Origin of the sequence: Labedaea rhizosphaerae, assembly GCF_004362825.1 — a bacterium.
In the GTDB taxonomy this organism is placed as follows: domain Bacteria; phylum Actinomycetota; class Actinomycetes; order Mycobacteriales; family Pseudonocardiaceae; genus Labedaea; species Labedaea rhizosphaerae.
In genome coordinates this window covers 1,132,207-1,151,242 of the sequence record NZ_SNXZ01000001.1, presented here as the reverse complement: position 1 = coordinate 1,151,242, position 19,036 = coordinate 1,132,207, and the positions used below count along the sequence as shown (strand labels likewise).

Below are 19,036 nucleotides of genomic sequence, written 5' to 3'. Positions count from 1 at the left end.
CGGGTGCTGCCAACAGGTCGAGCTGTTCCTGGGACCGCCAGTACCAGGCTCAGACCTTGGCCGGCTCCAGCGCCCGCAACGCGATCTCGGAAGCCGAGCCGGGCTTGGCCGTGAACACCACCAGCACGTGCCCGGTGGCGTCGCGCAGCGTCTCGAAGTCGAGCGTGAGCGTGCCGGCCGCCGGGTGCCGCAGCTCCTTCACGCCGTGCCCCCGGTCGGCGACCAACTGCTCCGACCACAGGCGTCGGAAGTCTTCACTGCCGTCGGCCAACTCGCCGACCAGCGACGCGAGCCGGGCGTCGTCCGGGTGCTGACCGCCACCCAGCCGTAGGAACGCCGTCGTGGACCGCGCGACCATCGGCCAGTCCACGAACACCGACTTCGACGCCTGATCCAGGAACACGAACCGGGCAACGTTGCGCCGCCCCAACGGTTGCGCCACGACCGGCTCGAACAGCACGCCCGCGAGCCGGTTCCACGCCAGCACTTCCATCGTGCGGTCGATCAGGTACGCCGGACGGCCCTCGATGGCCGACACCGTCTGGCCCAACGACGACCGCAGCACACCGGCCGGGGACTTGCGGCGCTTGGGGACGAGCAGGTTGCGCAGGTGCGTGCGTTCGTCGACGGTGAGCCGCAACGCGGTGCAGACGGCGTCGAACACGCTGTCGGAGAGCTGCGTCGCGCGGCCCTGCTCGATGCGGATGTAGTAGTCGGCGCTGATCCCGGCCAGCTGCGCGAGCTCTTCGCGGCGCAAGCCGGCGACCCTGCGCCGGGTCCCCACCGGCAGGCCGAAGTCCTCGGGCCGCAGGCGGGTGCGCCGCGAGCGGAGGAATTCGCCGAGTTCGGTGCGCCGGTCCACACCTCACGCTACCGGCCGGCGGCCGTCCGCGACTTCCTTCGGGTAGTCCGGGTAGCTCTCGACGTAGCCGTCCGCGCGCCCGGCGAGCACGTACAGCGGGTCGGTCACCTCGTCGCCGTAGCCCTGGTTGCGCAGCTCGACCTTGCGGCTCTTGAACGTCGAGGTCTGCTCCAGCGAGTCGACGACCCGCACGAACAGCGGGACGGCGTAGGCGGGCAGCTTGGCGTAGAGGTGCTCGGCCAGCGCCTTGCCGTCGAAGTCGCCGTCGAGCACCACCGCGGCCATCCCGGCGCGGCCGCCGGTGCCGGGGACCTCGACGCCGAACACGCTGGCCTGGTCGATGCTCGAATGGGCGGTCAACGCGCCCTCGACCTCGGTGGTCGCGACGTTCTCGCCCTTCCAGCGGAACGTGTCGCCGAGCCGGTCGACGAACGCCACGTGCCGGAAACCCTGGCGGCGCACCAGGTCCCCGGTGTCGAACCAGCAGTCGCCGCGCTTGAAGGCGTCGCGGACGAGCTTGTCGTCGCCGGCCTTCTTGTCGGTGTAGCCGTCGAACGGGGCGCTGGTGGTGACCTCGGAGAGCAGCAGCCCGACGTCGCCGCGGGCCACCTTGCGCAGCTTGCCGTCCGGGCCGCGCGTGGGTTTGCCGGTGTCCGGGTCGTACTCGACGACCTCGAACGAGAGCGGGCAGGCGCCGGCCGTTTGCTCGAGGTTGAAGGCGTTGATGAACGCGACGTTGCACTCGCTCGCGCCGTAGAACTCGGCGACCCGCGCGATGCCGAAGCGTTCGGTGAACTCGTGCCAGATCTGCGGGCGCATGCCGTTGCCGACGATGACGCGGACCCGGTGTTCGCGGTCGGTCGGCTTGGCCGGTTGGCTGAGCAGGTAGCCGCAGATCTCCCCGATGTAGACGAACGCGGTCGCCTTGTTGCGGATCACGTCGTCCCAGAAGCGGGACGCGGAGAAGGACCGGCCGATCGCGATGGTGGCGCCCGCGCCGAGCACCGCGGAGAGCGCGACGGTGAGCGCATTGTTGTGGTAGAGCGGAAGGCAGCAGTACATCGTGTCCGAAGAGGACAGACGGACGCCGACGCCGCCCAGCCCGGACATCGCGGCGAGCCAGCGGTGGTGGCTCATCACGCTCGCCTTGGGCAGTCCGGTGGTGCCGGAGGTGAAGATGTAGAAGGCCTTCGCGTTGGCCTTGATCCGCGCGCACTCCGGCGGGTTGGTGTCGGGCTGGTCCTTAGTGAGCTCGTCGAGTTCGTCGACGTCGAGCGTCGGGACGTCGGTGTCGATGGAGTCGAGCGCTTCCCGGCACTCGTGGCCGGCGACGAGGACGGCCGCGTCGAGCAGGCCGACGCTGTGCGCCAGGACGTCGCCGCGCTGGTGGTGGTTGAGCATGCCCGCGGCGGCGCCGAGCTTGACCGCCGCGAGCGCGACGAGCAGGGCTTCGGGCCGGTTCTTGAGCAGGATGCCGACCACGCCGCCGGGCTTCACGCCACGCCCGGCGAGCACGGCGGCGTACTGGTTGACCTTGGCATTCGCGTCGCCGTAGGTCATGGCGTCGCCCTCGAAGCGGACGAAGTCCCGCTCGGGGTGGCGAGCCGCGGCGCGCTGGAAGACCAGCCCGATCGACATGGTGGTGCCGGGCCGGTAGCGGAGGAGGCCGAAGAGCCCCTTGCCGATCTTGGGCACGTCGAGCGCGAGCGCAGGCAGCTTCATGGTGAGCTCGGCCAGTCCGATCGTCCCGTCGCCCATCCCGCTCCCTTACCTACTCGGCAGTAATAAGGTGAAGACTAGCTGCTGGGAGGTGCTTCGCGCGATCGCGACTTCCCGCAACGGGTCTTTCCCGCCGAGCTCGACCACACGGAGCTGGTCGCAGGACCAGACTTCCTTGCGACATAACGAATTTCGCTTCGCGCGCGCGTAACAAGCCCCGCCCTGCCCTTGGGGGCTCCCCGAGGTCCAGTTTATCGGTTTGTGGGAGCGAAAACGGGCGAGTGCGGGATCTGTGGATAACCCGGTGCCTGTGGAAAACCCAGGTGCCAGGCGGATATCCCTCCTGGGAGGGAGGCGAATCCGTCGCCGGCGGGAGGTGCGCGGACCCCCAACCCGGCCAAGCTGAACTCATGGTCGTCAACGTCCGCAAGCTCGCCGGTGCCGCCGTCATCCTCGGCGCCCTGCCCTACCTCGCGCTCAAAACCCTCTGGCTCACCGGCAACCCCGTCGGACTCACCGATCCGGGCTTCGCGAACGACTCTTCCTTACGAGCGCTCAACCTCGCCACCGGGGGCATGGATGCCGTGGCGATCCTCGTCGCTCTCGCGCTCACCCAGAACTGGGGACAACGACTGCCCGCCTGGGTGGTCCTCGTCCCGATCTGGATCGGCACCGGGTTCCTCACGCCGATCCTGCTGATGGCGCCGCTGATCTTCACCGAGCAGGCGCACCTGCCGCTCGAGTCGTGGGTGCAGCCGCTGGTCTACAGCGGGTTTGTCTGGCAGGGCGCGGCCTTGCTGCTGGCCTTCGTTCTTTATGTGCGGGTCAGGTGGCCGTGGCTCGCACGGGCACGACGCAGGGCAAAGGCGCGCACGGTCACTTCCTTGGCCGGAGCGGTTCTCGGGCTCTTCGTCGCGTGGGCGGAATTCGCCGACGGTCGTGCGCTCGACGGGTTCTTGGCGCTGGCCGGCGTCCTGGGGGTGTCGGCCATCGTCGAGGGGTGGTGGGCGGGCGGCCTGGTCTGGCCGCCCGCCGTGGCCGGGTGGGTCGGGACCGGCGCGATGTTCTCGTGGGGTGCGTGGGGAGTGGTCAACGTCGTCGGTGGGACCGTCTTAGCCAGCGGTGCTGATCCGGTCGCGATCGCCGCCGAGGTGAGCAAAGTGCTCGCGGCCGTGCTGCTCGCCTACGGTGCGACGCGTAGCCCGGATTTGCGCACCACGCGGTACGCATCGGCCGCCGCCCTGCCGTAACTTCAAGCCCGTGACCAGGATCGGCTTCAAGGACGTGCTGCTGACGGTGGTCGTGACCGCCATCGTCGTCGGCGGCACGACCGGGGCCGCCAACGCCGCCGAGTTCTCCAGCGGCCAGTGGTCCGGTCAGGCCGGCATGCGGGCGTTGGGCCTGCTCGGCTACCTCTGGCTGTTCGGCACGACCCTGCCGCTCCTGCTCAACCGGGTGCTCCCGACGCCGGTCTTCGTGGTGACCGCGGCGGCCGCGCTGGGCTACTACCTGACCGACTACCCGCACGGGCCGAGCGCCGTCGCGCCGGCGGTGGCGTTGTTCCTGCTCGCGAGCCGCGTGCGCGCCCTGCACGCCGCGCTCACCGCGGGTGCGGTGCTGCTGGCCGACGCCATCCTGGCCTTCTCACTGGACCAGACGTGGAGCCTCCAGGGCACGCTCGGCATCCTCGCCGGCACGACGGCGGTGATCGCGCTCGGCGTCGTGGTCCGCCAACGGCGCGAGGCCCGCCACGCCGCCCAACAGCAGGCACGCGACCGCGAGGCCCGCGAGGCCGAGGAGGAACGGCTGCGCATCGCGCGCGAGGTGCACGACGTCGTCGCGCACAGCCTCGCCATGATCAACGTGCAGGCCGGGGTCGGCGCCCACGTCGCCGATCGCCGGCCCGAGCAGGCGAAGGAGGCGCTGCTCGCCATCAAGGAAGCCAGCCGGGTCGCGCTCACCGACCTGCGCGCGACGCTCGCCGTTCTGCGCGGCACCGGCGAACGCGCGCCGTCGCCGAGCCTCGCCGGCCGCGCCGACCTGATCGCCTCGGTCACCGCGGCGGGGCTGAAGGTCGATGTGGACGGTGATCCCGGCGAGTTGCCCGCGCCGGTGGATGTGGCCGCCTACCGGATCCTGCAGGAGTCGCTCACCAACACCGTGCGGCACGCCGACAAGGCCAGCGAGGTGCGCATCAGCTTCGCGCGCAACGGATCCCGCTTCGAACTGGAGATCGTCGACAACGGCACGGGCTCGGTCGACCCGGGTTCGGGCCAGGGTGTTCGCGGTATGCGGGAGCGCGCCGAAGCCTTGGGTGGCACGCTGTCCGCCGGGCCGGACGGCGCCGGTGGCTACCGCGTGCGTGCCGTCCTGCCGATCGAGGGGGCGGTGTGATCCGAGGGAGCAGCAAGGTGATCAAGGTTGTGCTCGCCGACGACCAGGCGCTGGTGCGCGCCGGGTTCCGGGTGCTGCTCGAGACCGAGGACGGCTTCGACGTGTGCGGCGAGGCCGCCGACGGCACCGAGGCCGTCGCGCTCGCCCGCCGGCACAAGCCGGACGTCGTGGTGATGGACATCCGCATGCCCGGCATGGACGGCCTCGCCGCGACCAAGATGATCACGGCCGACCCGGCCCTCGCCGAGGTGAAGGTGCTGGTGCTGACCACCTTCGACCTCGACGAGTACGTCTTCGAGGCGTTGCGGGCCGGGGCCAGCGGCTTCCTGCTCAAGGACACCGAGCCGGTCGAGTTGCTGCGCGCGCTGCGCGTGGTGGCCACCGGCGAGGCGCTGCTCGCCCCGACCGTGACCCGCCGGTTGATCAGCGAGTTCCTTGCCCGGCCGGAGCAACGCCGGCTCGACACCAGCGTGCTGCGTGAGCTGACCGACCGCGAACGCGAGGTGCTCGCGCTCGTCGCCGCCGGCATGTCCAACGACGAGATCGCGACCCACCTCGTGATCAGCCCGGCCACCTCGCGCACGCACGTCAGCCGCATCCTCACCAAGCTCGGCGCACGCGACCGGTCCCAACTGGTGGTGCTCGCTTACGAGTCCGGATTGGTGTCCCCGCACAACCAGTGACCGGAATAGCCGCAATCGTGAATTTCACACCGAACCGCTAGGTCAGGTTGCCGCAACGGCGAGCCGCTGCCGGCCCGCGTTGGTTAGTCTTGCCGCGTGACCAGCGGCCAAGACCAACTCGCGTCCCGTGGCCGCTCGTCCAAGCTGCCACCGGTTCACGAGGCGTGGCTGCCCAACCAGCACACGATGTACCGGCCGCGGCACGGCAAACGCCAGTTCGGCGCCCTCATCTCGGCCGGCGTGTTCTTCTGCGTGCCGCTGCTGCTGCTCATCCTGGGCGTGCGGCCCGAAGCCTTCGAGAACCGGCCGCTGTCGCAGTTCCCCAGCCTCGGGCAGGGCTGGCGGTTCTTCACCTCGCTGTCCCCGTGGGCCATCGACTACCTGCCGTTCCGCGAGAACGCGATCCAGGCCGAGGACGGCATCAGCCGGAGCGTGTTCGGCGAGGCGCCGCCCAACGACCAGGCCGACGAGTCGGTGCCGGTGCAGGGGCCGATTCCCGAGCCGTCCCATCCGGACCCCGAGCGCGACAAGATGCGCAGCGCCGGCTACCCGGAGGTCCTGGAAGGCAAGAAGGGCTGGTTGTACCTGGGCTACGACACGCTCGGCGCGTGCCTTCCCGAACGGCCGTTGAACGACGTGATCAACGCGCTCGGCAAGCTGCGCGACGCCGTGCAGGCCTCCGGCCGGCAGTTCGTGCTCGTCGTCGCGCCCGACAAGACCACGGCCGTGCCGCAGTACCTGCCGGACAACTACGTCGGCAAGAACTGCTCGGCGGCCGTGCGCTCCGAATTCTGGCGCCGAGTCGTCGCCGAGGACGGTGCCGTCGACCTTCGACCGGCACTGAACAGCGCGGCGAAGCGCCAGGGTTCGCCGATCTACTCGTCGGTCGACACCCACTGGACCCACAGCGGCGGCCTGGTCTTCACCCGCGAGGTCGCCGAACGCATCGAGCCGGGGGTCACCAGCCGCTGGGTCACCACCCCGGACCGGGTGCTGCAGGAGCCCGGCGACCTGCCGCCGCTGCTGCACCACAAACAGGATTACCCACTGCAGACCTACCGGCTGGCCACCGACGGAACCACCGTGCGCAGCCGGACGATCGACAAGGAGTTCCGCGCACCGCTTCGCCTCACGCAGGCGCCCGGCAGCGGTGTCGTGGCGACGAAGGTCGGCTTGATCGCCGACTCCTTCACCTTGTACGCGACCCCGTACCTGGCCGGTGGCTTCCAGGACATCACCATCGTGCACAGCGACACGGTGGGCACCGACCCGCACCTGGTCGGGCGGACGATGGCCGACCAGAACGTCGTGGTGCTCGAGTTGGTCGAGCGCAGCCTGGTCGCCGGCATCAACCCGCTGGTCGACCCGGGCAATGTCGACGTGATCGGCCAAGAGCTGGCCAAGCGCCCGATCCGCTAGCGGTTGCGGATGCGGCGCGCGAGCGAGCCCGCGGCCCGGATGGGTGCGCTCGCCTTCCACGACGTGGACGAGCGCAGCTCAGCCAGCGCGCGGTGCGCGTTGTCGGCCACCTCGCGGTAGTCGTTGAGCGACTGCCGCGTCGCCTCGAGTTCGGCCCGCTGCGCGGAGATCGTGCGCCGCGCCTCCTCGAGCTCGGCCAGCAGCACGTCGACCCCTCGAACCGAACCCGGCGGCAGCAGGATCGGTTTGGCGTCCATGCTCACGTGGATCATCGTGCGCATGGCCTGCCACTCGTCGGTCGCGATGAGGTCCGACGAGTTCTTGCTGCCCCACTTGTTGTAGATCGAGGTCATCTCGCCGGTGTCGAACACCCCGCACAGCGACGCGGCGCGCACCAGGAAGTCCCAGTCCTCGCAGACGGTGAGGTTCTCGGTGAACCGCATGCCCAGCGTGGCCAGCACGCGGGGGAACGCGAAGCAGTGGAACGGGGTCTCGTTCTGGCGCAGGTGGCGCAGGAAGTCGAACTCGGTCGCGTAGGTCGCGGTCAGCGGGCCGACGGCGGCGTGCTTGGCCCGCTTGCCCGGCTCCAGCCACACCCGGCGCTGCTCGGCGGCGAACCACCGCACCACCATGCCGGGGTGGGTCTGGGCGCCATCTCGGATGTTCTCCACCCAGTTGGCCGTGACCAGGTCGTCGTCGTCGAGGAAGACCACGTAGTCACCGCGCGCGGCGTCGAGACCCGCGTTCGCCGCGTGGGCACGGGTGCCGCCGGTGCACGGCACGATCCGCACCCGCCGCGCGATGTTGCCTTCGAACTGGTCGACCAGCTGCTGCAGCGGCACGGTCGAGTCGACGTCGTGCGCGACCAGCACCACCTCGAAGTCCAGCGTGGTCTGCGCGGCCAGGCAGCACAGCACGTCGGTGAGCGTGTCCGGGCGGGTGCCGGTGGTGCGCACGACCACGGTCGCGAACGGCTGCTCCGGCAGCTGCTGCTCGCGGCGTCGGGGCAGACCGCGGTGGTAGCGGCGCACGAACTGGTTCACCGTGCCGTGCTCGTCGGCGCCGGCGCGCACCAGCTCCAGCAGGGCGCCGATGTTGGTGCCGCGCTCGAACACCGGGTGCCCGGCCCAGTGCTGGTCGGACTCGGGCAGGCGGAAGTCCTCGCGTGCCGCCTCGTACCACCCGGCGGCGTTCATCAGCTCCGACAACGAGCGGTCGGTGAAGAAGCGCAGGTGCGTGCGGTCGAGTAAACCCGACTCGGTGACGTCCCAGTGCCCGACCAGCACGCGGGCCGCGATGTCCAGGTGCCCGACGTTCGGGATGCTGACCACGAGCTCGGCCTCGGGGTTCACCGTGGTCAGTTCGGTGACCGCGGCCAGCACCTGGCTCGGCTCGGTCACGTGCTCCAGCACGTCGAGGCACAGCACGGCGGCCACCGGGCGCTCACCCACGACCGCGCGCAGGTCGGCCAGCAGCGAGTCCGCGGTCAGGTCGATGGCGTGGGCCTCGATGCCGCGTTCGGTCGCCTTGGTGACGGCGTCCTCATCGACGTCCAGGCCGACGTAGGTCGCGCCGAGCCCGGTCAGGGGCGCGGCGACGGCGGCCGCGCCGCAGCCGAGGTCGAGCACGACCTTGCCCCGCAGGTCGCTGTCGCGCAGCAACCGCATCGCGGCGCCGTACGGGCCGTGCTCGGTGAAGTCGAACTGGTAGCCAGACATCAGCAGTCGTCCCGTCAGAATCGGCGGCGGCCGTACTCGCCCTCGGTGAACTCGGCGACGTGGTCGGCGCCCGCCACGGTCTCCGGCAGCGCGCCGCTCGCGCGCCGCCGCCGGAACTCCTCGGCGGCCGAGGCCTGCGTCGTGGTGCCGTGCTCCTCGAGGTAGTCGAGCAGGTCGGCGATGTCGTCGTCCTTGCCGTACTTGCTGAGCAGCACGAGCCGGCCGAGCAGGCCCGCGTACTCCTCGGACGAGGTCGGGCGCACCCCGCCCTCGACCGTGAGCCGCTTGTCGTGGAACACCACGGCCGTCGGTTCGTGGACGATGCGGCCACCGGCCAGGCGCAGCCGCCAGCTGAGGTCGACGTCGTTGACGTAGGACGGGAAGTGGTCCGCGTCGAAGCCGCCGACGCCGCGGAAGTGCGGGGTCCGGACCAGCATGCAGGCACCGCTCGCCCAGCTGGTCGTGCCCGTCACCTCGTCGTAGTGCTTCGGGTGCTCGGCCGGGATCTGCCGGGCGTCCACGGCCACCACGTCCCCGTCCCGCAGTGCCCGCAGCATGCGCAGGAACAGCGTGGGGGAGGCGTAGGTGTCCGGGTTCAGCAACAACAATGCGTCCTCGGGTGCGTTGTCGCACAAGGCATTCGTGCCCGCGCTGTGCCCGAGGTTGCGTCCGAACCACCGGTACTCGAAGCGCACCCGGCTCGGGCAGGCAGCGCTCAACGCCGCAGCGTCCTCGTTGGTGAGCAACCGCCGTGGTGAGCAGTCGCCGAGGTCGATCGTCACGGCGTTCAACTCGACGCCGGGCGTCTCGAACGCGTTGTCGATCGACCGCAGCAGGGCCCGGACGCACCGCCACAGCTCGTCGAGCGGGTTGGCGTAGGCGACGATCGCGACCCGGACCGAGGTCGGGGTCGCGTCGTCGGCCGCTCGGGTGGTCACGCCGGCGCTCGGGTGCGCCCGGTCCTGCTCGGCGACGTCGGTCATGCCGGTGGGTTGTGCTGCACCTGCGCGGTCAGCGCCGCCGTGAAGTTCGCCTTGGCGGTGTCGTCGTCCGTGTCGTACGACTCGACCCGGATGACGTCGCCGCCGCTGATGTAGTGCGCGCGGTAGGCGACGATCGTGGAGCCGGTCGCCGTCTTCTGCTTGGACTTGTAGACCTCAACCGAGCCCTGCTTGGCCTCCGGCACTTCCTGGAAGCCGAACCGCTGCTGGTCCTCGACGATCGCCGAGAGCAGGTCCTTGGCGTTCTTGCTGCGGAACGACCAGAGGCTCACGGTGCTGCTGTCCATGTTGCCGACGACCGACTGCGCCCGGCTCACACCGTGCTGCTTGAGCAGCACGAGGTCCGGCGTCGGGAGCGGCTTGATCGACTCGAGCTGCGCAGGCGTGTAGACCTTGCCGACACCGGTGTGCCCGACCGGGATGGCCAGCGGGCCGAACGCCTTCGGCTGCGGTGGTTCCGTGGTGGTCGGCGGCGCGGAGGTGCTGGTGGGCGGCGGGGTCGGCCCGGCCTGGTCCGAGCCCTTCTTGAACACCGTGAAGTACAGGACCGCCGCGGCGGCGAGCGCGACCACGACGACGGCCGCGATGATGATGGGGAGCTTCTTGCTCTTCTTGTTCGGCGTGGTCTCGAAGACCTCCGGACCCTGGTGGAAACCGGGCGCCCACAACGAAAGCGGCTCGTCCGGGTTGCCCCACGGGTTGCTCGGGTCCTGCGCGGGCGCCGGGCCGGGCGCAGGCGGCCAGGTCGGCTGGTTCGGCTGCTGCATGGGCGGCTGCTGCTGGTGGGCGCCGATCGCGGGGATGTGCTGGGTCCGCTCGGCCGGACTGTCGGCCGTGTTACCCGCCCCCGCCGCGCGAGGCACCACCTGGGTGCGGTCGGCCGTGGCGTCGCTGGACACGATCTGCGTCTTGTCCGCCGCGTCGCCGGACTGGGCCGATTCCGCCGCGGCGCCGTGCGAAACCGCCTGGGTCGGCTCGTTCGGCGGGACCGCCTCCCACCGGAACGGCGGAGCGAACGGCGCGGGGTTCTGGCCCTGCTGCGGCTGCTCGACCCCCGGCGCCGGAGTCTGGGGTTCCCCTGGTGCCGCGGCCTGCTGTCCGCCCGATGCCGCGGCCAGGATGCGGTCGCGCTGACGGCGGTAGTCGTCCGCGGAGATCTGCCCGGCCGCGAGTTTGCGGTCGAGTTGGCCGAGCTCCTCCTGCCAAGTCACCTGACCCGGCTCCCCTCTGTTCCTGGATTGGGCGGGCACGCCTCATCAGGCCCCGACTGCCGCGGCTGCCGTGGTTATCCTACGGAGTCGCTGGACTACGTCCGGCAGGAGGATGGGGTTGGAGGGGCGTGGGGGTGACCAGCGGGACGGCCGGTGGGCGTGCCGAGCGCGCCAAGGCCACCGACGGGTACGGCACCGTGCGGCTTCTCGCGGCCTTCGCGGTCATCGTCGACCACGCCGCCGAACTGACCGGCTCCGGCGGATCGGTCCTGCCCAGCCGCTTCGGGGTCGACCTCGGCGCGGTCGCCGTCGCGGTGTTCATGGCGATGAGCGGCTACCTGGTGATCCAGAGCTGGATCCGCGACCCGAGCGTGTGGCGCTTCACCGTCCGCCGCGCGTTGCGCATCGTGCCGGGCCTGGCCGTGGTGCTGCTGCTCTCGGCCACCGTGCTCGGCCCGGTGTTCACCACGATGCCGGTGTCCGACTACTTCCAGGCCGGCCCGACCTGGCAGTACATCTGGCACAACCTCGAACTGTTCCCGCAGCAGTACGCGCTGCCCGGCGTCTTCACCGACAACCCCTACCCGAACGTGGTCAACGGGTCGCTGTGGAGCATCCCGGTCGAGGTGCTCGGCTACGGCGGGGTCGCGCTGCTGGGCCTGCTCGGTGTCGCGAAGAAGCGCCGCTACCTGGCGATCGTCGTCGTGCTCGTGCTGGGTGCGTTGTTGCAGCGGATCCTGACCAACCAGGTCGACCTGCCCAGCACGCTGCTGCTGACGCCGACCCTCCCGTTGATCCAGTACCTGGCCATCTACGGCGTCAGCGTCGCCATGTACACCTACCGCGAACACGTCAGGTTCTCGTGGGCCGGGGTCGCGGTCGCGCTCGGCGTCGAGGTGGTCATGTACGCCTCGGCCACGACCGAGGTGACCAGGCTGGTCACCGTGCCGTACCTCGCGCTCGCACTCGCGTCGCTGATGCCGCGCCGGCTGTGGGTCCCGCAGTCGGTGGGCATGGCGAGCTACGGCATCTACCTCTACGGCTTCCCGACCGAACAGGTCGTGGTCCACTTCGGCGCGCGGTCGACAGTGCTCGTCGCGCTGCTGTCCCTGCCGATCGCGTTCGTGCTGGGCATGTTGTCGTGGCACATCGTCGAGAAGCCGTGCATGAACCTGCGGTCGAAGATCTTCCGGGCCTCCCTCGAGCGAAGCAGGCGCAAGGAGCAGGAGGAACTCGTGAACGCCCAGACCGTGGTCATCCCCGTCGTCGAACCTGTCGTGGAACCCGCGGTCGAGACGTCAGGTCCGCGGTAGCGCTTTCGCCAGCGTGCCGAGTGCCTTGGTCAGGTCGTCGCGCAGCGCCGCGTCCGAGCCGCCTTTGCGGGCCACCCCGAGGTTCACCGAGAACGCGCCGGACGTGTAGACGGTCTGGAGCATGGTGACGTCGCCGTAGTGGGCGGCGAGGACCGGGTAGCCGCCGGGCACCGGGCCGGCCGCCTGGAAACCGTTCTGCGTCAAGTAGTTGCTCAACCCGTCGGTCGTCTTCTTGGGGTCTTCGCCGCGCACGGCGATCAACGAGTAGCCGGTGAACTCGCCGGTGGAGCCGCGGAAGACCAGCTGGTCGGCGCCCAGCTTCTTCAGCAGGGCGGCCTCGGCGGGCGCGATGATCTTCAACTGGACGGCGCGATCGGCGGACATGGTGCCGTCGTTGGCGTTGGCGACGCCCGGCAACGACGGGATCTGCGAGCCGGGATCGGTGTCCTTGGGCACGACGGTGGTGCCCGGGTTCGGGCCGCCCGCGTTGGTCGGCTGGTCGTCGTCGCGCAACACGAAGAACCAGACCCCGGCTCCGATCAGCGCCAGGACGAGGAGCACGGCGAGCGAGCCGAGCGCGGCCTTCTTGGCCGAGGATTCCTTGCGCGCCACCGAGAAGACCTCGTTGCCCTGCACCATCGGCGCGGGCGTGGCCGGACCCGTCTCCCACGGCGGCGGTGGCGGCGGTGCGGCCGCGCGGACCGGTGGCTGGTAGGCCGAGGCCGGGCCGGTCTTCTGGGTGCCGACGACGACGGTCTTGTCCGCGTCGAGTTCGGGCAGCGGCGGGGCGGTCTGCACGGACTGCACGGTCTGCACCGGTGCTTGGTTCTGGGTGCGCAGCGTCTTCTCGTCGGCCGCTTCCTCGGTGCTGATCACCTGCGTCATCTCGCCGGAAGGCGCTTCCTCGGCCGCGGACGACGGGATGTGGACCCGGTCGTGGTGCTCGGGCCCGACCGGCCGGTGCACGGGACCGCCGCTCGAGGCCTCCGCGAGCACCTGGTCGCGCAGCTTGCGGTACTCGGCCTGCGAGATCTCACCTTCGGTCAGCTTGCCGTCCAAGGTGCGCAGCTCGTCCTGCCAGTCCATCAGTCCAGTCTCCCCTGAAGTCCTCCGGCTGCCGCGTCCCCCGAACGCTCTGCGCTCCGTAGCGTAGAGGTGCGAGCGCTCGACGTGAGCCCCCTGGCCCACCGGCTCATTCCCTTGGGGCCGGGGCAGTAGTTGGGAAAGCGCCGCCGTTGGGCCCGCGGGGTCTTGACGTGAGCCCCACGGGGCGCAGGCTGGTACCCGTGACCCTCGGTTGGCGGTCCGGGCTCGACCTCGACTGGGCGTTCGACCTGGTCTCGGGCGATCCACAGGTGCGGGAGGCGGCGTTGCGCAGGCACGCGGCGCTGCAAGAGCGGCACGCCGACGCCCAGCGCCGGGTCGCCGAGCTGAGCAGCCGGACCGGCACGCCGTGGCCGGCCGAGCCGCACCTCGCCGCGGACATGGACCAGCGGCTCTCGGCCGTGGGCGACGCCGGTCAGTACCTCTTGCTGCACACGGTCGCCGAGTGGGTGCGCGGCGGCGAGGACCGGCTGCTGCCCTACGCCTTGCTCTACCTGGAATGGGAGGCGGGCTACCCGCAGGAGTGGGTCAAGGACTGGCGGCTCAAGGCCAAGGTGCTGCGCGGGTTCGCCCAGCTGCCCGAGCACCCGGAGTGGCTCGCCGCCCGCCTGCGCGCGTTGGTCGTCTCCGCCGTGCTGACCACGCGCGGGTGCGAGAACCGTTGGTACGTCCCGCTCGCCCGAGCCGTCCACGACTCCGGGCTGCGGGCGCGGCTGCGGGCGATCGAGGCCACCGAGGAGAGCCCGGAAGCCCGGGTCAAGGCGCAGTACCTCGGCCACATGCTCGACCACCCGGAGTTTCCGGCCACGGTGTCGACGTGGCGGGACTGGCTGCGGGCATGAAAAAGGCGGCCCTGGAAAGGACCGCCTTCGTCGACGAGCGGACGACGGGATTCGAACCCGCGACCCTCACCTTGGCAAGGTGATGCGCTACCAGCTGCGCTACGTCCGCGTGCGGAGCAAGCATATACCGAAGCCGTTCGGGCTCTCGTCATGACCCCGTCATCTGGCCGTCCCTCTTGCAAAGGCAGGGAGCGAGGGTCGGGTTGACGACACGAGCACTGAAGCGACCAATCGGTCGCAGAGGCTACGCCGAATGGCCCACGCCGAACGGTGGTTGGCGAGGCAGTTCGCGGTCAACCGTCACGGCGGCCGCGCGCGCTGTGGCAATGTTGCCGGACAGTCGCGTGGCGGCCGGGAGGAGGTACCGGGCCGGATGACCGGGGTTGACCGGGCTGCTTCTGGCGTGTCCCGCGATCGGGACGACGAGCGTGTGGTCGACCTCGCCGCAGGGGGATCGAACACCCAGGACCCAGCCGCTCTCGATCGGGCACTGCTGGCGCGCCTTCGGGCCGGTGAGGACGCCGCTTTCGGCGAGTTGTTCTCGCGGCACGCCGACGCCGTGCGCAGGCTCGCGCGTGGCCTCGCCGCCGATCGCGCCGAGGCCGAAGACCTCGTCGCCGAGGCGTTCTTCCGGGTGCTGCAAGCGATCCGCCGCGGCTCGGGCCCCGTCGACAACGTCCGCGGCTACCTGCTGATCGTCGTGCGCCGGGTCGCGTGGGAGTGGAGCCTGCGGCGCAAGGACGTGCTCGTCCCCGACGACGAGCTCACCAACCGCCCCGACCAGCACGACGCGGTCGGCCAGTCCGCCGAGCGCCACCTCATCGTCCGCGCGTTCTCGAGCCTGCCCGAGCGGTGGCGAAGCGTGCTCTGGAAGGTCGAGGTCGAGGGCGAACGCCCGGCCGTGGTCGCCATGAACTTCGGGTTGAGTCCCAACGCGACGGCCGCGCTCGCCCGCCGCGCTCGCCAGGGGTTGCGCGCCGCGTACCTGCAGGCGCACCTCGCCGTGGACCGCAGCGCGACCGGGTGCCGCTCGGTGCTGGAGAAGCTCGGCGCGTACACCGCCGGGAGCATCAAGGGCTCCGAACGCCGGCGCATCCACACCCACCTCGGCGGGTGCTCGGACTGCCGCCGTACCCACGACGAACTGCGCGAGGTCTGTTCCGGGCTCCGCGCCCACGCCGGCGCGCTGATCGTGCCGGTCGGCGCCGGGCTCGCCGCGACCAAGGGCGGCGGGCTGGCCGCCGGGCTCAAGGGACTGCTCGGCGGGATCAAGCTCAAGACCCTGGTCGCCGCGTCGTCCGCGGCGGTGGTCGGCGCGGTCGGCATCGCCGTCGGCCCGGCGCTGTTCCACGGCAAGCCGGTGGCGAGCCACGAGCTCGACGATGACAACAACCTGCGGATCACCACGCACGCGACCACGACGAGCCTCCCGTCGGTGGCGCTGCCCACGGGCGCGCTCAGCACGGCCCTGGTGGCGCCCGCGTCGCACCCGGAGGGGTCGGGGGCGCCGGGGAGCTCGTCGCACGCCGCGGCGGATCCGACCGAGACCGTCGTGCTCACCGAGTCGTCCGTGCCCGACGGCACGGTCCGCGGCGACGACAACTACGTCGTCTACGGCGAGACCACCGTCTACCGCGCGACGGTCGTCGACGCCTACGGCACGCAGGTGCAGGAGACCACCGTGGTCACCGAGGTGAACCGGGCCGGTCAGACCACCTCGTACACCACGACCCAGATGATGACGGTGATGTCGGCGGAGGAGCCCACGCTCGACGCGGCGACCGGCACCCCGACCACGCCGATCACGTCGACCCAGTCAGCCACCCCGACCACGCTGTCGGGCAAGTCCGACACCGTCGGCACGTCCGCACCGCGCAAACCGGCGAATCCGCCCGAATCCACCACCTCACCTGCATCGACGCCCGCTTCGCCCAGCGGGTCCGCCGTCGTCGCTCAGTGATCTTTCGCGCACGCCGCCCGGGATGGGACAATGCCCCGGTGGGACGACGATTTCACCCGCAAGGCGCAGGTACGGGACGGTAGAGTTCTTGTTCGATACGGTGACGCAGTGTGACAACCAGGTCACGCCGATGCCGGGGAGGCGGACATGACGCGCGTTGTGCGCGGCGCGGACGGCCGGATGTGGACTCTGCGCAGCCAGGTCGAGTGGTCGTCGCCGGCCACCGCCGACGACTTCGAGCACGAGTTCAGCGCCGGTTACGTCCCCGGCATCGCGATGATCGTCCTCGTGGTGGCGTTCATCGTCGTGCTCTTCGTGTGGTCGCCGGCCGACGTGGTGATCCCGTGGTGGCTGGTGCTGCTGCTGATCGCCTTGCTGCTGTTCTTCCCGGTCCGCTGGGCGCTGCACCGGCCGTGGAAGCTCGTCGCCGAGACCGGTGAGGAGAACCCGGGCGAGCCGGCCGAGAAGTGGGTCGGCACGGTGCGCGGCGTCTTCCACGCCCGGCAGGAGACGGCGAAGATCGCCAAGAGCATCGAGACCGACGCACTGCCCACGTTCGAGGGTCCGCTCCACCCCGTGGAATAACTGGGTGGAGTGACAGCCAGGCGTTTTGCGGTGAGACTGGTCGCGTGCCCGAACTCCCAGAGGTCGAGGCGCTCGCCGAACACCTGCGCGAGCACGCCGCCGGCCGCACCGTTGCCCGGGTGGACGTCGCGTCGCTGAGCGTGCTCAAGACCGCGAGCCCACCGTGGACCGCGCTGCACGGCCGGACCGTGTCCGGCGCGGGTCGCCACGGCAAGTTCCTCGACATGGACTGCGAAGGCCTGCACCTGATCGTGCACCTGGCCCGGGCGGGCTGGCTGCGCTGGGCGGAGACGCTGTCCGCGATGCCGCCGAAGCCCGGCAAGGGTCCGCTGGCGTTCCGCGTGCACCTGGGCCCGCCGGGGCAGGGACCGGGCTTCGACCTGACCGAAGCCGGCACCAAGAAGGGCCTGGCGGTCTGGATCGTCGAGGACCCCAAGGAGGTGCCGGGCATCGCGGCGCTCGGCCCGGACGCGATGAGCCTGAGCCGGGACGCGCTCGCCGACGTGTTGCGCGGGCGCACCGAGCGGCTCAAGACCGCGCTCACCCAGCAGAAGATCATCGCCGGGGTCGGCAACGCCTACTCCGACGAGATCATGCACGTGGCGAAACTTTCCCCATACGCCACCGCGGGCAAGTTGGACGACGACGCGTTGACCGCGCTGCACACCGCGATGCACCAGGTGCTCACCGACGCGGTGTCGCGCTCGGTCGGCCAGCACGCGGCCACGTTGAAGGGCGAGAAGCGCTCCGGCCTGCGGGTTCACGGCCGCACCGGGATGCCGTGCCCGGTCTGCGGGGACACCGTGCGTGAGGTGTCCTTCGCCGACAAGTCCTTCCAGTACTGCCCGACGTGCCAGACCGGAGGCAAGCCGTTGGCTGACCGGAGGCTGTCGCGTCTGCTCAAGTAGCCTCAGTAGTCTCGTCGCCGCCCTTGTCACGGCGATATCCCGGCCTCAGCATGGAGGAGTGGCTCAGCAGGTGATCGAGAACGCCGTCATCGGGGCGGTCGTTGTCGGCGCCGTGCTGGCCTTGTTCGTGGTGCTGTGCCGGTTCCGCCGGGTGCACACCACGGTCGACGACGCCGTGCTCGACGCCATCCAGCGGCTGTCCAAGGCCGCGCCCGAACTGCGCAGCGGGCTCACCGAACGTGCCGCTGACCAGGCCGCCAAGCACCTCGTCGAACTGCTGAACTGCGTCGCGGTCGGCATCGAGGACGTCAGCGGCGACGTCATGTCGTGGGACGGCCAGGCCAACCACCACCACCGCGACATGGAATACGCCATCCAGAGCGCGAAGGACCACAACCGGCGCGAGCACGTCAACCACGAGGACCTGCCGTGCGCGCAGCGCGGGAGCTGCCCGATGCGCTCGGCCGTCGTCGTGCCGCTCATCGTCGAGGGCAGCATCGCGGGCGTGCTGATCGTGGTCGGCGGCGTGAACAGCAACAAGCGGCTGATGCGGATGGCCAACGAGATCGCCGGCTTCCTCTGCACGCAGCTGGAGCTGGCCAAGCTCGACGAGTCCAAGCAGCAGCTGGCGCAGGCGGAGATCCGCGCGCTGCGTGCGCAGATCTCACCGCACTTCCTCTACAACGCGCTCAACACGATCTCCTCGCTGATCCGCACCGACCCGGAGCAGGCGCGTGAGCTGCTGCAGGAGTTCGCCGACTTCACCCGCTACTCGTTCCGCACGTCGGGCCTGTTCACCACGCTCGCCGAGGAACTGCGCAACATCGACCGCTACCTGATGATCGAGCGGGCCCGCTACGACAACCGCCTCAACGTGCGGCTGAAGATCGCGCCCGAGGTGCTGTCGGTGACGGTGCCGTTCCTGGTGCTGCAACCGTTGGTGGAGAACGCCGTCAAGCACGGCGTGAGCCGCAAGACCGGCGGCGGGACGGTCACCGTGATCGCCCAGGACAACGGCAACGAGGCGTTGATCAGCGTCGAGGACGACGGCGTCGGCATGGACGCCGACCGCCTGTTCGCCGACCTGCGTGACGCGCACACCACCGGCGCGCACGTCGGCATCGGCAACATCAACCAGCGCATGCGTTCGGTCTTCGGCGACGAGTACGCGTTGATGGTGGAGACGGCGCCGGGTTTGGGCATGAAGGTGACCTTGCGGGTGCCGAAGTTCCACAGCGGGGTGCGCGCCGATCTGCCGGATTACACCGCCAGCGAAGACGAAGTCCCGACGCATACCTGATCACGTAATGTCGAGTC

At 70.4% G+C, this 19,036-nt stretch carries 16 protein-coding genes and 1 tRNA gene; 10 read left to right on the top strand and 7 right to left on the bottom strand.

All coding sequences use genetic code 11. The features are described from left to right. Nucleotides 1-49 precede the first annotated feature (49 nt). Nucleotides 50-862: a helix-turn-helix transcriptional regulator gene (locus EV186_RS05265; RefSeq protein ID WP_133847912.1), complete on the bottom strand. Its 813-nt coding sequence runs from the start codon at nt 860-862 to the stop codon at nt 50-52. A 3-nt stretch (nt 863-865) separates the two neighbouring features. Further along, complete coding sequence (locus EV186_RS05260; protein ID WP_133847911.1) at nt 866-2,620, bottom strand: long-chain-acyl-CoA synthetase; 1,755 nt, start codon at nt 2,618-2,620, stop codon at nt 866-868. 371 nt (nt 2,621-2,991) lie between these two features. Between EV186_RS05260 and EV186_RS05255 the strand changes: the two genes are divergently transcribed. The 4 genes from EV186_RS05255 (at nt 2,992) to EV186_RS05240 (ending at nt 7,077) form a co-directional block, all read left to right on the top strand. After that, nucleotides 2,992-3,831, top strand: coding sequence for a hypothetical protein (locus EV186_RS05255; RefSeq protein WP_133847910.1), 840 nt, complete (start codon nt 2,992-2,994; stop codon nt 3,829-3,831). Between the two features lie 10 nt (nt 3,832-3,841). Then, nucleotides 3,842-4,975: a sensor histidine kinase gene (locus EV186_RS05250; protein ID WP_243753821.1), complete on the top strand. Its 1,134-nt coding sequence runs from the start codon at nt 3,842-3,844 to the stop codon at nt 4,973-4,975. A 17-nt stretch (nt 4,976-4,992) separates the two neighbouring features. Further along, the gene (locus tag EV186_RS05245) at nt 4,993-5,658 is read left to right on the top strand and encodes a response regulator (RefSeq protein WP_133847909.1); all 666 of its coding nucleotides are present in this window, start codon (nt 4,993-4,995) and stop codon (nt 5,656-5,658) included. A 96-nt stretch (nt 5,659-5,754) separates the two neighbouring features. Beyond that, the gene (locus tag EV186_RS05240; RefSeq protein ID WP_133847908.1) at nt 5,755-7,077 is read left to right on the top strand and encodes an alginate O-acetyltransferase AlgX-related protein; all 1,323 of its coding nucleotides are present in this window, start codon (nt 5,755-5,757) and stop codon (nt 7,075-7,077) included. Here the strand turns inward: EV186_RS05240 and EV186_RS05235 are convergent. Genes EV186_RS05235 through EV186_RS05225 form a run of 3 tightly spaced genes read right to left on the bottom strand, consistent with a single transcriptional unit; the run spans nt 7,074 to nt 11,007 of the window. Further along, the gene (locus EV186_RS05235; RefSeq protein WP_133847907.1) at nt 7,074-8,795 is read right to left on the bottom strand and encodes a glycosyltransferase; all 1,722 of its coding nucleotides are present in this window, start codon (nt 8,793-8,795) and stop codon (nt 7,074-7,076) included. The two genes, EV186_RS05240 and EV186_RS05235, sit on opposite strands and share 4 nt — an antisense overlap. A 14-nt stretch (nt 8,796-8,809) precedes the next feature. Beyond that, nucleotides 8,810-9,778: a glycosyltransferase family 2 protein gene (locus tag EV186_RS05230; protein ID WP_133847906.1), complete on the bottom strand. Its 969-nt coding sequence runs from the start codon at nt 9,776-9,778 to the stop codon at nt 8,810-8,812. Next, nucleotides 9,775-11,007: a hypothetical protein gene (locus EV186_RS05225; RefSeq protein ID WP_133847905.1), complete on the bottom strand. Its 1,233-nt coding sequence runs from the start codon at nt 11,005-11,007 to the stop codon at nt 9,775-9,777. Before EV186_RS05225 ends, EV186_RS05230 begins: the two co-directional genes overlap by 4 nt. Nucleotides 11,008-11,141: 134 nt before the next feature. Between EV186_RS05225 and EV186_RS05220 the strand changes: the two genes are divergently transcribed. Next, the gene (locus EV186_RS05220) at nt 11,142-12,320 is read left to right on the top strand and encodes an acyltransferase family protein (RefSeq protein ID WP_166659024.1); all 1,179 of its coding nucleotides are present in this window, start codon (nt 11,142-11,144) and stop codon (nt 12,318-12,320) included. Here the strand turns inward: EV186_RS05220 and EV186_RS05215 are convergent. Beyond that, on the bottom strand, nt 12,306-13,406 hold the full coding sequence (locus tag EV186_RS05215) for an SHOCT domain-containing protein (protein ID WP_133847903.1): 1,101 nt from the start codon (nt 13,404-13,406) through the stop codon (nt 12,306-12,308). The two genes, EV186_RS05220 and EV186_RS05215, sit on opposite strands and share 15 nt — an antisense overlap. 200 nt (nt 13,407-13,606) lie before the next feature. On the opposite strand from EV186_RS05215, the gene EV186_RS05210 reads away from it, so the two are divergent. Beyond that, complete coding sequence (locus EV186_RS05210) at nt 13,607-14,266, top strand: hypothetical protein (RefSeq protein WP_133847902.1); 660 nt, start codon at nt 13,607-13,609, stop codon at nt 14,264-14,266. 36 nt (nt 14,267-14,302) lie between these two features. Here EV186_RS05210 and EV186_RS05205 read toward each other — a convergent pair. Continuing rightward, nucleotides 14,303-14,375: transfer RNA gene (locus tag EV186_RS05205), tRNA-Gly, on the bottom strand. Nucleotides 14,376-14,696: 321 nt separating this feature from the next. On the opposite strand from EV186_RS05205, the gene EV186_RS05200 reads away from it, so the two are divergent. The 4 genes from EV186_RS05200 to EV186_RS05185 all read left to right on the top strand — a co-directional run bounded on the left by EV186_RS05200 (nt 14,697) and on the right by EV186_RS05185 (nt 19,019). After that, a complete protein-coding gene (locus tag EV186_RS05200; RefSeq protein WP_243753925.1) occupies nt 14,697-16,226 on the top strand; it encodes a sigma-70 family RNA polymerase sigma factor in 1,530 nt (509 codons plus the stop codon). Between the two features lie 147 nt (nt 16,227-16,373). Next, the gene (locus tag EV186_RS05195) at nt 16,374-16,811 is read left to right on the top strand and encodes a DUF983 domain-containing protein (protein WP_133847901.1); all 438 of its coding nucleotides are present in this window, start codon (nt 16,374-16,376) and stop codon (nt 16,809-16,811) included. A 44-nt stretch (nt 16,812-16,855) separates the two neighbouring features. Beyond that, complete coding sequence (locus EV186_RS05190) at nt 16,856-17,719, top strand: Fpg/Nei family DNA glycosylase (protein WP_133847900.1); 864 nt, start codon at nt 16,856-16,858, stop codon at nt 17,717-17,719. Between the two features lie 58 nt (nt 17,720-17,777). Further along, a complete protein-coding gene (locus EV186_RS05185) occupies nt 17,778-19,019 on the top strand; it encodes a sensor histidine kinase (protein WP_133847899.1) in 1,242 nt (413 codons plus the stop codon). Nucleotides 19,020-19,036: the final 17 nt, after the last annotated feature.

Excerpts from the sequence above, each read along its gene's own strand:
- EV186_RS05195 (WP_133847901.1), top strand. The coding sequence starts at position 16,374 with ATGACGCGCGTTGTGCGCGGCGCGGACGGCCGGATGTGGACTCTGCGC.
- EV186_RS05255 (WP_133847910.1), top strand. The coding sequence starts at position 2,992 with ATGGTCGTCAACGTCCGCAAGCTCGCCGGTGCCGCCGTCATCCTCGGC.
- EV186_RS05230 (WP_133847906.1), bottom strand. The coding sequence starts at position 9,778 with ATGACCGACGTCGCCGAGCAGGACCGGGCGCACCCGAGCGCCGGCGTG.
- EV186_RS05215 (WP_133847903.1), bottom strand. The coding sequence starts at position 13,406 with ATGGACTGGCAGGACGAGCTGCGCACCTTGGACGGCAAGCTGACCGAA.
- EV186_RS05235 (WP_133847907.1), bottom strand. The coding sequence starts at position 8,795 with ATGTCTGGCTACCAGTTCGACTTCACCGAGCACGGCCCGTACGGCGCC.
- EV186_RS05260 (WP_133847911.1), bottom strand. The coding sequence starts at position 2,620 with ATGGGCGACGGGACGATCGGACTGGCCGAGCTCACCATGAAGCTGCCT.